This is a genomic window from Stenotrophomonas sepilia, from assembly GCF_003244875.1.
In the GTDB taxonomy this organism is placed as follows: Bacteria; Pseudomonadota; Gammaproteobacteria; order Xanthomonadales; family Xanthomonadaceae; genus Stenotrophomonas; species Stenotrophomonas sepilia.
The window spans coordinates 138,128-151,561 of sequence record NZ_LXXZ01000026.1; the positions used below are offsets into that span (position 1 = coordinate 138,128).

18 protein-coding genes are annotated in these 13,434 nt (G+C 66.7%); 3 read left to right on the top strand and 15 right to left on the bottom strand.

Going from position 1 to position 13,434, the window contains the following annotated elements; translation table 11 throughout:
• Positions 1–77: 77 nt before the first annotated feature.
• On the bottom strand, positions 78–2,012 hold the full coding sequence (ftsH, locus tag A7X97_RS02980; RefSeq protein ID WP_005416038.1) for an ATP-dependent zinc metalloprotease FtsH: 1,935 nt from the start codon (positions 2,010–2,012) through the stop codon (positions 78–80).
• A gap of 69 nt (positions 2,013–2,081) precedes the next feature.
• Positions 2,082–2,714: a 23S rRNA (uridine(2552)-2'-O)-methyltransferase RlmE gene (gene rlmE / locus A7X97_RS02985; RefSeq protein ID WP_005409014.1), complete on the bottom strand. Its 633-nt coding sequence runs from the start codon at positions 2,712–2,714 to the stop codon at positions 2,082–2,084.
• 65 nt (positions 2,715–2,779) lie between these two features.
• On the opposite strand from rlmE, the gene yhbY reads away from it, so the two are divergent.
• Positions 2,780–3,085: a ribosome assembly RNA-binding protein YhbY gene (gene yhbY / locus A7X97_RS02990; protein ID WP_019658872.1), complete on the top strand. Its 306-nt coding sequence runs from the start codon at positions 2,780–2,782 to the stop codon at positions 3,083–3,085.
• Positions 3,086–3,098: 13 nt separating this feature from the next.
• Positions 3,099–3,473: an Mth938-like domain-containing protein gene (locus tag A7X97_RS02995; protein ID WP_061480160.1), complete on the top strand. Its 375-nt coding sequence runs from the start codon at positions 3,099–3,101 to the stop codon at positions 3,471–3,473.
• Between the two features lie 28 nt (positions 3,474–3,501).
• Here the strand turns inward: A7X97_RS02995 and A7X97_RS03000 are convergent, their stop codons facing one another.
• The 5 genes from A7X97_RS03000 to surE all read right to left on the bottom strand — a co-directional run bounded on the left by A7X97_RS03000 (position 3,502) and on the right by surE (position 7,046).
• The gene (locus A7X97_RS03000) at positions 3,502–3,990 is read right to left on the bottom strand and encodes a YqhG/Tai3 family protein (protein WP_088497745.1); all 489 of its coding nucleotides are present in this window, start codon (positions 3,988–3,990) and stop codon (positions 3,502–3,504) included.
• A gap of 190 nt (positions 3,991–4,180) precedes the next feature.
• The gene (locus A7X97_RS03005) at positions 4,181–4,963 is read right to left on the bottom strand and encodes a peptidoglycan DD-metalloendopeptidase family protein (RefSeq protein WP_005416034.1); all 783 of its coding nucleotides are present in this window, start codon (positions 4,961–4,963) and stop codon (positions 4,181–4,183) included.
• The gene (locus tag A7X97_RS03010) at positions 4,960–5,574 is read right to left on the bottom strand and encodes a YqaA family protein (protein WP_005416033.1); all 615 of its coding nucleotides are present in this window, start codon (positions 5,572–5,574) and stop codon (positions 4,960–4,962) included. Before A7X97_RS03010 ends, A7X97_RS03005 begins: the two co-directional genes overlap by 4 nt.
• Positions 5,575–5,592: 18 nt before the next feature.
• Positions 5,593–6,270, bottom strand: coding sequence for a protein-L-isoaspartate(D-aspartate) O-methyltransferase (locus A7X97_RS03015; RefSeq protein WP_005416032.1), 678 nt, complete (start codon positions 6,268–6,270; stop codon positions 5,593–5,595).
• Entirely contained in the window at positions 6,267–7,046 is a 780-nt protein-coding gene (surE, locus tag A7X97_RS03020; RefSeq protein ID WP_005416031.1) for a 5'/3'-nucleotidase SurE, read from the bottom strand. Before surE ends, A7X97_RS03015 begins: the two co-directional genes overlap by 4 nt.
• Positions 7,047–7,255: 209 nt before the next feature.
• Between surE and A7X97_RS03025 the strand changes: the two genes are divergently transcribed.
• Entirely contained in the window at positions 7,256–7,795 is a 540-nt protein-coding gene (locus A7X97_RS03025; protein WP_072166690.1) for a Smr/MutS family protein, read from the top strand.
• A gap of 70 nt (positions 7,796–7,865) precedes the next feature.
• Here the strand turns inward: A7X97_RS03025 and truD are convergent, their stop codons facing one another.
• The 8 genes from truD to kdsA all read right to left on the bottom strand — a co-directional run bounded on the left by truD (position 7,866) and on the right by kdsA (position 13,371).
• Positions 7,866–8,897 (bottom strand): tRNA pseudouridine(13) synthase TruD, encoded by a 1,032-nt coding sequence (gene truD / locus A7X97_RS03030; protein ID WP_111007584.1) that lies wholly within the window; start codon positions 8,895–8,897, stop codon positions 7,866–7,868.
• A complete protein-coding gene (ispF, locus tag A7X97_RS03035; protein ID WP_061480165.1) occupies positions 8,894–9,391 on the bottom strand; it encodes a 2-C-methyl-D-erythritol 2,4-cyclodiphosphate synthase in 498 nt (165 codons plus the stop codon). Before ispF ends, truD begins: the two co-directional genes overlap by 4 nt.
• Positions 9,392–9,425: 34 nt before the next feature.
• A complete protein-coding gene (gene ispD, locus A7X97_RS03040; protein WP_005416029.1) occupies positions 9,426–10,124 on the bottom strand; it encodes a 2-C-methyl-D-erythritol 4-phosphate cytidylyltransferase in 699 nt (232 codons plus the stop codon).
• Positions 10,121–10,474 carry a cell division protein FtsB gene (gene ftsB, locus A7X97_RS03045; protein ID WP_005416028.1) on the bottom strand — a complete coding sequence of 118 codons (354 nt, stop codon included), beginning with the start codon at positions 10,472–10,474 and terminating at the stop codon, positions 10,121–10,123. Before ftsB ends, ispD begins: the two co-directional genes overlap by 4 nt.
• A gap of 4 nt (positions 10,475–10,478) precedes the next feature.
• Positions 10,479–11,771 carry a phosphopyruvate hydratase gene (gene eno / locus A7X97_RS03050; RefSeq protein WP_111007585.1) on the bottom strand — a complete coding sequence of 431 codons (1,293 nt, stop codon included), beginning with the start codon at positions 11,769–11,771 and terminating at the stop codon, positions 10,479–10,481.
• 96 nt (positions 11,772–11,867) lie between these two features.
• A complete protein-coding gene (locus A7X97_RS03055; RefSeq protein WP_061480167.1) occupies positions 11,868–12,197 on the bottom strand; it encodes a hypothetical protein in 330 nt (109 codons plus the stop codon).
• Entirely contained in the window at positions 12,197–12,544 is a 348-nt protein-coding gene (locus A7X97_RS03060; protein ID WP_072166696.1) for a hypothetical protein, read from the bottom strand. Before A7X97_RS03060 ends, A7X97_RS03055 begins: the two co-directional genes overlap by 1 nt.
• Positions 12,541–13,371, bottom strand: a complete 831-nt coding sequence (kdsA, locus tag A7X97_RS03065; RefSeq protein ID WP_049412800.1) for a 3-deoxy-8-phosphooctulonate synthase — start codon at positions 13,369–13,371, stop codon at positions 12,541–12,543. The genes A7X97_RS03060 and kdsA overlap by 4 nt, the downstream gene beginning before the upstream one ends.
• Between the last annotated feature and the right edge of the window lie 63 nt (positions 13,372–13,434).

A 13,434-nucleotide genomic window follows, 5' to 3' on the forward strand; every position in this document is an offset into this window, starting at 1 on the left:
TTCGGAATGGGCCGGTAGCCCGGAAACGACGAAGCCGGGTTGCCCCGGCCTCGTCTGGTGTCACGCGCAGCGGGCCGTCAGTGCGATTCGGCCGGGCCCGCGATCGGCGGCAGCGGACGGGCGTCGCCGCCCTTGTCGTTGCCACCATCCTTGTTCGACTTGCTCCAGCCGGCCGGCGGCGGCGGATCGCGGCCTTCCATGATGGCGTCGATCTGCGGCGCGTCGATCGTCTCGTACTGCAGCAGCAGCTGGGACATCGCGTGCAGCTTGTCCAGGTTGGCCGTCATCAGCTCGGTGGTGCGCGCGTAGGCTTCGTCGAGGATCTTGCGCACTTCCTCATCGATGCGACGCGCGGTGTCGTTGGACACGCTCTTGTGCTGGGTGACCGATCGGCCCAGGAACACCTCGTCATCCTCTTCGCCATAGGCGATCGGGCCGAGCTGGTCGGACAGGCCCCACTTGGTGACCATGTTGCGGGCCATCTTGGTGGCGCGTTCGATGTCGTTGGAAGCGCCCGTGGTGACCTTGTCGGCACCGAAGATCAGCTCCTCGGCCACACGACCACCGTACAGCGAGCACAGCTGCGACTTGATCGCCACGCGGTTCATCGAATACTTGTCGCCTTCCGGCAGGTACATGGTCACGCCCAGCGCACGGCCGCGCGGGATGATCGTGACCTTGTAGACCGGGTCGTGCTCGGGCACCAGGCGGCCGACGATGGCGTGGCCGGCTTCGTGGTAGGCGGTCAGGGTCTTCTCTTCTTCGCTCATGGCCATTGAGCGGCGCTCGGCACCCATCAGGATCTTGTCGCGGGCACGGTCGAAGTGGTCCATGCGGACTTCCTTCTCGTTGCCACGCGCAGCGAACAAGGCGGCCTCGTTGCAGAGGTTGGCCAGGTCGGCGCCGGAGAAGCCCGGGGTACCGCGCGCGATCACCATCGGCTCGACGTCGTCGGCCAGCGGCAGCTTGCGCATGTGGACCTTCAGGATGTGCTCGCGGCCCTTCACGTCCGGCAGGCCGACCACGACCTGGCGGTCGAAACGGCCCGGGCGCAGCAGCGCCGGGTCCAGCACGTCCGGACGGTTGGTCGCGGCGATCACGATCACGCCTTCGCCGCCTTCAAAACCGTCCATCTCGACCAGCAGCTGGTTCAGGGTCTGCTCGCGCTCGTCGTGGCCGCCGCCCAGGCCGGCGCCACGGTGGCGGCCGACAGCGTCGATTTCATCGATGAAGATGATGCACGGGGCATGCTTCTTGGCCTGCTCGAACATGTCGCGCACGCGGCTGGCGCCGACGCCGACGAACATTTCCACGAAGTCCGAACCGGAGATCGAGAAGAACGGCACCTTGGCTTCGCCGGCAATGGCCTTGGCCAGCAGCGTCTTGCCGGTACCCGGCGGGCCCACCATCAGCACGCCGCGCGGAATCTTGCCGCCCAGCTTGGTGAACTTGGACGGATCGCGCAGGAAGTCGACCAGCTCGCCCACTTCTTCCTTGGCCTCGTCGCAGCCGGCGACGTCGGCGAAGGTGACCTTGATCTGGTCCTCGCCCTGCAGCTTGGCGCGCGACTTGCCGAAGGACATCGCGCCCTTGGCACCGCCGCCCCCGCCCTGCATCTGCCGCATGATGAACAACCAGAAGCCGATGATCAGGATGACCGGCAGGAAATTCATCAGGATCGCGCCCAGGGAGATGCCGCTGGACGGCTCCTCCTGCACGATCTCCACGTTCTTGGTGCGCAGCACGTTGATCAGGTCGCGATCGAACGGTGCGGTGATGGTGGATGTCTGCCCGCCGCGGGTGGTGTAGGTCAGCTGGCTGGTGCCACCGCGCATGTCGCCGCCGAAGGCGACCTTCTGCACGTTGCCGCTGTCCACCTGGTCCAGGAACTGCGAGTACGACGCACCCTGCGCGCCGGCTCCGGAGGACTTCGGCGAGAAGCTCTGGAAGACCACCATCAGCACGACGGCGACGACCACCCATAGCAGGAGGTTCTTGGTCAAGTCGTTCATCCTCATTGGCTCCGGTGTTCCTCTCAGTGCTGGCGTTGCGTGGGGGTCGAACTTGCGTACATTGCGAGCTTACTTCATGTGGGCGCGTTTTCCCTGACCCAAGGCGTACACCTCGGGAGAGCGCTTGCGCGAGGCTTCCGGCTTGCGGATGGAGACCTTGTCGTACCGGCGGCGCATGTCGCGCACGTAGTCGTCAAAGCCTTCACCCTGGAACAGCTTGATCAGGAACGCCCCACCGGTCTTGAGGTGGTTGTCGGCAAAATCCAGGGCCAGCTCCGCCAGATGCATCATCCGCGGCTGGTCGACCGCGCCCACACCACTCTTATTGGGGGCCATGTCCGACAGCACAAGGTCTACCGGCTGGTCCCCGAGCATGGCTTCAAACTGCGATAGGACGGCTTCTTCCCTGAAGTCACCATGAAGGAACTCCACGCCGGCCAGCGGCGGCATGTCCAGGATATCCAGGGCCAGCACCCGGCCGGTATCGCCGATCTGTCTCCGCACCTGTTGAGACCAGCCGCCCGGGGCCGCGCCGAGGTCGACCACCACCATGTGCGGCTTCAGCAACCGGTCACGTTCCAGCAGCTCTTCGAGCTTGTAGGCGGCACGCGAGCGCATGCCTTCGGCCTGCGCCTTCTTCACGAAGGGGTCGGAGAAGTGTTCCTTGAGCCAGCGCTGGCTGCTTTTGCTGCGGGTAGCCATTGAAAATAGGGGCTGATGGGGTCCTCATGATACCCTGATCGCCCCATTCAACCGTCTTTTCCTGCATGTCCATCGCCCTGACCGCCTCCCAGACCCGTTTCCTGCGCGGCCAAGCCCACGACCTGAAGGCCCTGCTGCAGACCGGCGGCAAGGGTGTGACCCCGGCCTTCATTGCTGAGCTGAACGAAGTGCTGGAGCGCCACGAGCTGGTCAAGGTGAAGGTCGCTGCCGAAGACCGCGAGGCCCGTGACGTGATGATCGGCGAGATCGTCGAAGCCACCGAAAGCGCGCTGGTGCAGCGCATCGGCCACGTCGCCGTGCTGTACCGCCCGAGCAGGGAACAGCGCCAGATCGTGCTGCCGCGCGGCTGATCGCCCTACCGTCATGCAGCTGAACCACGAACCGCCCGACTACGCCTACAGCCTGCGCGCCGCCGATGGCCGCTCGGCCAAGGTCAATGACCAGGTGCTGGACGGCAGCTTCTTCCTGACCCCGGACCAGCTGGTCGCGCATTGGCCGGTGGCGAGTGCCGCTGCGTTGCAGCTGGCGGACCTCGAGCCGATCCTGGCGCTGAATCCGGCGCTGATCGTGCTGGGTACCGGTGACCGCCAGGTGTTCCCGCCGGCGGTGGTAATGGCCGCCTGCCTGTCCCGCGGCATCGGCCTGGAAGTGATGAACAATCCGGCTGCCGCACGCACCTTCAACATCCTGGCCGGCGAAGGCCGCAAGGTTGCGGCTGCTTTCATCCTGGAAGGCTGAGTTCTCGAGCCACCGGCGCCTCCGGCCGCTAGCGGCCTGAAGGCGCGCAGCGGAGTGCCGAGAACTCCTGGAGCCGGCCGATCAGGTGGCCGCCCTGCCCCCATCGGATATCCATGACCTTCCAGTCGCGGTCCTGCCGCTGCAGCAGGACCCGGTCGGTCCAGCGATAGTCGCCCACTGCCATGTCGACGCGGATCCAGGTCGCGTCACCCCTCGATTCGGGCATTCCCACCGCTACCGTGTCCGGTCGATCCGGCGCCAGCAGATACGGACTCTGGTCGAGCATGTGCGGTTTCTCATCGTGCGCGGCCAGCGCGGTACAGGCCCGCTCGTAAGCATGCTGCGCATCGACCGCTGAGCGCAGTGCATCGCCCAGCAGCGAAGGAATGGCCGTTTCGTTCGACGTCGGCGCCTGGATGGCGTCGTAGAGACGGGTGACCACGTCATGTGGATCGCTGGCGGCGGTCGCCAAAGGCGCGACGATGAGCAGCACGAAAAGGGCTGTTGGTCGAGACATGCGGCACCGGATCGGGGGGGCTGGTTCCGTTGAAGCATGCCGCTTCCCTGGCTTGCCGGGAAGCTTGAGATGCGCCACTGAAGATCGCAGATGGCCACTCGCGGCGGCCAGCGTACAGCGAGTCGAGCATGGTTCGACTCTACAGGTCAGGAACGCCAGGCATGGCCCGGCATTCCCTGTTCCAACCGCGTCACCGTGCCGGCAGGTACTGCTGCGGATCGACCGGCTTGCCGTTGTAGCGAATCTCGAAGTGGACCATGTCGCGGTTCGCACCGGTGCGGCCCATTTCGGCGATCTGCTCGCCAGCCTTCACGCTCTGCCCTTCATTCACCAGGCGCTTGCGGTTGTGACCATAGGCGGACAGCCACTGGTCGCTGTGCTTGATGATGATCAGTTCGCCGTAGCCGACCAGGCCGGCACCGGAGTACACCACCACACCGTTGGCGGTTGCCTTGACCGGCTGGCCGCTGGTGCCGGCGATGTCCACGCCCTGCTTGGTCGCGTCACCGGCCACGTAGCGGCCGACGATCGCGCCATCGGCTGGCCAGCGCCAGGCGATGTTGCTCTTGACCGGCCCGACCGGCGCCGGGGCCGGCGCGGTGCTGCCGCCACTGCTGCCAGCCGAACGCGGCGGGGTGACCACCGTGGTCGGCGCACGGCCGCTGGTGGCCCCCTGCGGATACAGGCGGATCACCTGGCCGGGGTAGATGGTCGACGGGTTGTCCAGACGATTCCAGGCAATCAGGTCGGCCGGGGTGATGTCATGGATGCGGGCCAGCGCATAGATGGTGTCGCCCTTGCGCACCACCACGGTCTGCCCAGGCTTGGGTACCGAGGTCTTCGGCGTGGTCACGCCACCAGCGTTGCCGCCGCCCGGGCGGACCACGGTGGCGGTACCGCAGGCGGCCAGTGTGGAAACCAGCAACGCCAGCGCGCCGATGCGCACTCCCTTGCTCAGACGATCAGGATTCATGCGAACTTCGACCTCCATACAAGCCAGGCGATCAGCACCACCACCAGCACGGTGGCGATCCAGCCCAGCGGTTCAATCCAGCGACGCAGCGCCGCTTCGGCACGCGCACCACCGATACGGATGACCGCGGCCAGCACGAACACGCGCTTGCCACGACCGATCAACATGCTCAACAGGTACTGCGGCATCGGTACGCCGACGATACCCGATGCCCACGTGAAGACCTTCATCGGGATCGGCATGAAGCCGCCCAGCACCAGGAAGGTGAACACCGCCCACGGTGATTCGGCCATCTTCGCCTGCACGGTGGTGATGCCCTGCTCGATCGCTGGAAGCATGCCCAGCGCCTCGAACACTGGCTTGATCGCCTCGAAAGCGTAATGACCCAGCGCGTAACCCACCAGCGCGCCGACCATCGAGCCCGCCAGGCTGAGGGTGGCGAACCACCAGCCACGCTTGGGCTGGGCCACGCACATCGGTGCCAGCATCACTTCCGGCATCACCGGGAAGATGATCGCTTCAAAGAAACTCAATACCGTCAGATAGGTCGGCGCGCGTTCGTGCGCCGCCCACTTCATCGCCCGCTCGTACAGCGGCCCGAAAATCTTCATGCAACCCTGCTCCGTGGATTAGTCGAGCATGCCAGACAGCAGCGGCACGAACGTGACCGGCGCCAGCACGCGTTGTTCGATGCTGCCATCGGGCTTGCGGTCCAGCTGCACCAGCGACTGTCCGCCCGGGCCACCCACCGGCGCCACCAGGCGCCCCCCTTCAGCCAGCTGCCCGACCAGTTCATCGACCAGTGCAGGCGCCGCGGCGGTGACCACGATGGCATCGAACGGACCGTGCTCGGCCCATCCGGCGCGACCGTCGTCATGCTTGGTGCGGATGTTCATGCCCAGTGCGCGGAAGCGCTTGCGTGCCTGCCGCAACAGGTCACCGATTCGCTCCACGGTGTAGACCTCCAGGCCCAGCGCGCCCAGGATGGCGGCCTGGTAGCCCGAGCCGGTGCCGACTTCCAGCACGCGCTTCGGCGCGACCTGGAGCACTGCCTCGGTCATCCGGGCGACCACCCAGGGCTGCGAGATGGTCTGGCCATGGCCGATCGGCAGCGCGGTGTCCTCATAGGCACGCGAGGCCAGTGCTTCATCGATGAACAGGTGGCGCGGCACTACCCGGATTGCGTTCAAGGTGGACTCGTCGACGATGCCAGCTTCGCGCAGGCGATCGACCAGACGGTCACGCACGCGCTGCGAGGTCATGCCGATGCCGACAGCTTCCGGCTGCAGTCGCAGGCGTGGACTCATGCCGGCCGGTCCAGCGCGGCGCTGAGGCCACCCACCCAGCTGGCCACTTTCTCCAGCGCCTGGTAGCGGGTCAGGTCCACCTGGATCGGGGTGATCGAGATGTGGCCGGTGCGCACCGCGTGGAAGTCGGTGCCCGGGCCGGAGTCCTGCTCGCGCCCGGCCGGGCCGATCCAGTACACCTCGTTGCCGCGCGGATCCTTCTGCGCGATGCAGCCTTCGGCACGATGGCGGTTGCCGAGGCGGGTGACCTCGAAGCCCTTGACCTCGCTCCACGGCAGATCCGGCACGTTGACGTTGAGGATGGTGTCGGCCGGCAGCGGATCGGCCTTGAGCCGGGCGACGATCTCCACTGCGGCACGCGCGGCGGTGTCGAAGTGCTTCGGATCGTGGTTGCGGGTGACCAGCGAGACCGCCACCGCCGGCAGGCCGAGGAAGCGGCCTTCCATCGCCGCCGAGACGGTGCCGGAATAGATCACGTCGTCGCCGAGGTTGGCGGCGTTGTTGATGCCTGACACGACGATGTCCGGCTCGAATTCAAGCAGGCCGGTCAGCGCCAGATGCACGCAGTCGGTCGGCGTGCCCGCCACCGAGACGGTGTAATGGTCGATGCGCTTGAGCCGGATCGGCAGGTCCAGGGTCAGCGAGTTGCTGGCACCGGAGCGATCGCGGTCAGGCGCGACCACCGTGACTTCGTGTCCGGCCTCGCGCAGGACCGAAGCAAGCATCCGGATGCCTGCGGCGTCGACACCATCGTCATTACTGACCAGGATTCGCATCTTCGATTTAACCGCTTGATTTTCCAAGAATTCGATTCCGTCACCGTGCAGTGTGGGCGGGACCGTCGTACTCCCCTGCGGAAGCCGTCGACCCTGCAAGGGCATCGTCTATTGTGCCGCATGCGAGCCGCCGGTCCTACCCTGCCGGCGGTCACGACCGACATCGAGCCGTCATAGGCAGACCCGCGCCGGCGGTTTACCCTGTGCGCATGTCGCACCCTGAAGACGAAGATCCGGCCGCGCTGTTCCGTGCGGCCATCGGTGAAGTGACGCCGCTGCGCAAGGATGCCGAACCGGCGCCTGCTGCGCCCCGGCCGAAGCCGCGCGCACGCATGGCCGAACGCGACGACGCCGAAGCCGCGGGCGAGTTCGCCCGGCTGCTGCGCGACAGTACGCCGCTGGAAGCGGGCGACGTGGCCAGCTACCGCCGCGACAACCTGCCACCGCGCCTGTTCCAGCGTCTCAAGCGCGGCCAGTATTCGGTGCAGGATGAGCTGGACCTGCACGGCGCCACCGCCGCGCAGGCGGAAACCCTGCTGCGCCAGTTCCTGCTGGAAGCGCATGCACACGAGTATGGCTGCGTGCGCATCATCCACGGCAAGGGCCTGCAATCCGATGGCGGTGCACCGGTGCTGAAGAACCTGGTCGATCGTCTGCTGCGGCTGCGCAACGACGTGCTGGCGTTTCATTCGGCGCCGGCCGGGCAAGGCGGCACCGGCGCGGTGCTGGTGCTGCTGGCACGGCGTTGAGAAACAGGGACGGAGGGAATCAAGTCGTTTGTGCCACAAACGACTTGATTCCCTCCGTCCCCTTTTTCTATCAGGCCTGCGCGGCGTCTTCGACGGGGCCGAGTTCGTGCAGCACGGCGGTGGCGTAGCAGCCCGGCGGCAACGCGAACGAGAGTTCCAGTACATCACTGGCCAGCCACTGATGCTGCAGCAATGCCGGGCGCAGGCGCAGCGCGCGGCGCTCCTGCTTCAGCCGTGCGTCTTCCAGGCCAGCGCGCAGCGCGTTCGATTCCTCGTCGTCCAGCGCGGCCAGCTCCAGCTCACGTGCAGCGTCGGCGCTGCGCAGCTCGCCTTCGCCCCACAGCGGAGCGCTGGGATGGATGTCGAAACGCGCCAGGCGCTCGGCCAGCACGTCGGTGTAGGGTTCGGGGCCGAACACGCTGCGGCTGCCATCGAGCATCCACACTTCACCGTCCAGCGGTTGATCCCAGTTGCCCTGCTCCACGCGCGCGGCGAGCACACGATTGAACAGCGCCGAGCGGGCGGCTGACAGCAGCAGCGAACGCTGGTCCTTGCGCATGCGGCGGCCACCGAACATCGCCAATGCCGCCGGCACGTTGCCGCCGTCGCGGCCGAAGCGCTGCTCGCCAAACCAGTTCGGCAAGCCGCGCCCGGCGATCTGCTGCAGGCGCTCGCTGATCGCCGCAGCATCGCCCTGCACCTCGCGCAGCACCAGCCTGAAGCGGTTGCCGGCCAGTGCACCACGCTGCAGCTTGCGGTTGTGCCAGGTCGCTTCGAGCACTTCGATCTCGTCACTGGCCAGCTCGGCCAGGTCCGGCGCGATGCGCTTGGGCAGGTGCACGCTGAAACGCTGGGTGGTGACCGCATGGCGATCCTTCATGCCTGCGTAGCTCACCGCCATTTCCGGCAGGCCCGCCCACTTGGCCAGCAGCTTGGCCACATGCACGGTGTTGGCGCCGCGCTTGCGGATGTGCAGCAGCAGGTGCTCGCCTTCACCGGTGGCCTCGAACGCCGGCAGTTCATCCACCTGGAAATCGTCCGGCGTGGTGCGGATGCGCGCCGTCAACAGCGGCGCACCAAACGCCAACGGCAGCGGGATCATGCCGCCACCAGCAACACGACCGCCTGCGCGGCGATGCCTTCACTGCGGCCGGTGAAGCCCAGCTTCTCCGAGGTGGTGGCCTTGACGCTGACCGCGTCCAGCGGCAGCTGCAGCAACCCACCAATGCGCTCACGCATGGCCAGCGCATGCGGGCCAACCTTCGGCCGCTCGCAGATCACGGTGATGTCGGTGTTGCCAACGCGCCAGCCACGCTCGCGCAGCAGGCTGTCGCAATGGCGCACGAAATCGCTGCTGTCGGCGCCCTTCCAGCGATCATCGCTCGGCGGGAAATGCTGGCCGATGTCGCCCAGTGCCAACGCACCGAGCATCGCATCGCACAAGGCGTGCAGGATCACGTCACCGTCGCTGTGCGCCAGCACGCCGCAGCTGTGCGGCACGTTCACCCCGCCGAGCATGATGTGATCGCCTTCACCGAAGGCATGGACGTCGTAACCCTGGCCGATACGGACGGGCGGGAACGGTGCGGTGCTCATGGATGCAGCCCTTGCAGCAGGGCCGCGCAGGCAGTCAGCCGGCGCGGCGGGAAAGTACGAATTCGAACCGGTCCAGATCGGCCGGGGTGGTGACCTTGAAGTTGTCCTCGCTGCCTTCCACCAGCAGCGGGCGCTGGCCCTGGCGCTCCATGGCCATGGCCTCGTCGGTGACTTCAACACCGGCAGCGGCGGCGTCAGACAGCGCGCGGCTGAGCTGGTGGCGGCGGAACAGCTGTGGTGTCAGCGCACGCCACAGCCGCTCGCGCGGTTCGGTGCCATCGATGCCACCGTCGTCGCCCGCACGCTTGAGGGTGTCGCGCACCGGTGCGGCCAGGATCGCCCCGACCGGATCGGCACGCCCGACTTCAAGCAGGCGGCCAAGATCAGCCAGCGACAGGTTGGGTCGCGCGGCGTCGTGGACCAGCACGAATTCGTCGGCGCGCACCGAGTCCGGCAGTGCCTGCAGCCCGGCCAGCACCGAGGCGGCACGGGTCGCGCCACCGATGCAGGTCAGTACCGGTTTGCCGGCCCATTCGCTCCAGCCCGGCCAGTCGCCATCGTCCTGGCCGATCACCACCATTGCGCCGGCCACGGCCGGATGCGCCAGCAGCGCGTCCAGGGTATGGGCGAGCAGGATCTGCCCGCCCGCCTGCAGGTACTGCTTGGGCAGCGGCGCACCAAAGCGAGCGCCACGGCCGGCAGCCGGAACCACCACCCAGATCGCCGCGCTCATGGCACGTCCGCCGGGTGATCGCCGGCCTGGACAGTGACGCCTGCAGCGGGCTGCGCCGGACGGACCGGCGCATCCTCAACCACGCGGTAGAACTTCTCGCCGGGCTTGATCATGCCCAGCTCGCTGCGCGCGCGTTCCTCGATGGCGGACTGGCCTTCCTTGAGGTCCTTCACTTCGGCGGCCAGCGCGTCGTTGCGCTGCTGCAGGCCCTCATTGTCCCGTTCCTGGTTGGCGACCTGGGCTTCGAGCATCATCACTTCACCCGAATTGCCCGGACCGAACCAGAAGCGGTACTGCAGCCAGCCCAGCAACAGGGCCAGCACCAGCAGCATCCAGCGCCAGTCGCGCATCGGCTCAGCGCTTCAGCGAAACGAACGCGTCACGACCGGCGTAACGCGCGCCGGCGCCGAGGGCTTCCTCGATGCGCAGCAGCTGGTTGTACTTGGCCACGCGATCGCTGCGGCACAGCGAGCCGGTCTTGATCTGGGTGGCGGTGGTGGCCACCGCGATATCGGCGATGGTGGTGTCTTCGGTTTCGCCCGAGCGGTGCGAGACCACGGCGGCATAGCCGGCGCGGTCGGCCATGGCGATCGCTTCCAGGGTTTCGCTGAGGGTGCCGATCTGGTTGACCTTGATCAGGATCGCGTTGGCGGTGCCCGAGTCGATGCCTTCCTGGAAGATCTTCGGGTTGGTCACGAACAGGTCGTCACCGACCAGCTGCACTTTCTTGCCGATGCGGTCGGTCAGCAGCTTCCAGCCCGCCCAGTCGTTCTCGGCCAGGCCGTCTTCGATCGTGATGATCGGGTACTGCGCGGCCCAGTCGGCGAGGAAGTCGACGAACTGTTCGGAGGTCAGGCGCTTGTTCTCGCCGACCAGGTTGTACTTGCTGTTCTCGAAGAACTCACTGGAGGCCACGTCCAGGCCCAGCAGCACGTCTTCACCAGCGGTGTAGCCAGCCTTGCCGATCGCTTCGAGGATGGTGTCCAGCGCTTCGACGTTGCTGCGGAAGTCCGGCGCGAAGCCGCCTTCGTCGCCCACCGCCGTGCTCAGGCCGTGGCCCTTCAGCACCGACTTCAGCGAATGGAAGATTTCGGTACCAGCGCGCAATGCTTCGGAGAACGAGGTGAAGCCCACCGGCAGCACCATGAACTCCTGGAAGTCGACGTTGTTGTCGGCATGCGCGCCGCCGTTGATGATGTTCATCATCGGCACCGGCAGCGACGGGGTCACGCCTGTCCGGGCGGCCAGGTACTGCCACAGCGCCTGCTTGCTGGATGCGGCGGCGGCGTGCGCGGCGGCCATCGAAACACCCAGCAGCGCGTTGGCACCCAGCCGCCCCTTGTTCTCGGTGCCGTCCAGATCGATCAGGCGACGGTCGAGGCCGGCCTGGTCGGTGGCTTCGAAGGCCTTCAGCGCGGCGGCAATCGTGGTGTTGACGTTGTCCACGGCCTTGCGCACGCCCTTGCCCAGGTAACGGGTCTTGTCGCCGTCACGCAGCTCGACCGCTTCCTTGGTACCGGTCGAGGCGCCGGAGGGAACCGCGGCGCGACCGAACGAACCGTCCTCCAGGATGACTTCGGCTTCCAGCGTGGGATTGCCACGGCTGTCGAGGATTTCACGGGCGTGGATGCTGCGGATCGTACTCATGGTCGGGCCGGTTACCTGTCTGGAGAGGGGGCGACAAAACGAATGCCGCGTGATTATCCCCGGCTGCCTGCCACTTGCCAAATGGCGCAGGCGCCGTCAGGCCAGAGTGGCCCCGATCACCATCAGGATCAACGACACCAGTACCACCAGCAGGCCACCGGCAATGGCGGCCAATACGCCGCCGCGGCGGCAACGCCAGGCCATCACCATCGCCACCAGGCTGCCAACAAAGGACAGCACGAGCATGGTCAGTGCAGCCAGGATCCAGTACTGCATGGCCTGCATGCCATGGCTGCCATCCCCGGGCGAACCGAAACTGGCGGCGAAGGCGAATACAGCTGCCATCAGGCCGGCCCAGGCAAGAACAGCCAGCGCCAGCGCGATCAGGCCCCAGGGCCGATCACGGGTTGCCAGGGTCGCATTCATCAGAACAGCCCGTAGAACAGGGCACCAAGCCACAGCGACAGCAGGACGATCGCCAACCCGGCGGCCACCTTGCCACGGTTCAGGCGCCAGGCCAGTACGGCGGCAGCGACGCACCCCACGGCGCCGACCAGCTCTGCCACCAGCAGCGCAATGAAGTACGCCCGAAGATCGGGCGCGCTGCTGCCATCACCCGGTGGCCGCACCGATGCAGCACCGATCAGCACCAGGCAGAACATGCCCACGGTGAACACCACGGACAGCCCCAGCGCGAGCAGACCCCACGGCCACTGTCTCCAGTGCCGGCGGTGACGCTGGGTTTCCAGCGCCATCCACGGGTCACGACTCACGCGAAGCGCGAGAAACCGTGCTTCTTGGTCACCGCGTCGAGTTCCATCAGGGTCTCGAGCAGGGCCTCCATCTGGTCCAGCGGCCACGCGTTGGGACCATCGGACAGCGCCTTGGACGGGTCCGGATGAGTCTCGGCGAACAGGCCGGAGATGCCCACCGCCACGGCGGCACGGGCCAGCACCGGCACGTGCTCACGCTGGCCACCGGAACTGGTGCCCTGCCCGCCCGGCAGCTGCACCGAATGGGTGGCGTCGAACACCACCGGGCAACCGGTCTCGCGCATCACCGCCAGCGAACGCATGTCGCTGACCAGGTTGTTGTAGCCGAAGCTGGCACCGCGCTCGCAGACCATGATCTGCTCGTTGCCGGTGGCCTTGGCCTTCTCCACGACCGGCTTCATGTCCCACGGCGCCAGGAACTGGCCCTTCTTGATGTTGACCGGCTTGCCGGCCGAGCACACTTTGCGGATGAAGTCGGTCTGGCGGACCAGGAAGGCCGGGGTCTGCAGCACATCCACCACCGAGGCCACTTCATCCATCGGAGTGTACTCGTGGACGTCGGTCAGCACCGGCACGCCGATCTGCTTCCTGACCTCGGCCAGGACCTTCAGGCCCTCTTCCATGCCCGGGCCACGGAACGCGGTGCCCGAAGTACGGTTGGCCTTGTCGAAGCTGGACTTGAAGATGAAGTTGACGCCGAGCTTGTCGGTGATCTCCTTCAACTTGCCGGCGGTATCGAGCTGCAGCTGCATCGACTCGATCACGCAGGGGCCGGCGATCAGGAACAGGGGCTGGTCCAGCCCGACCTCGAATCCACACAGTTTCATGGCGTTTCCTTGTTGTCCGCAGCACCGGCCGGGCCGGTGCGCTGGGGGTTGAAGCATGCAGGA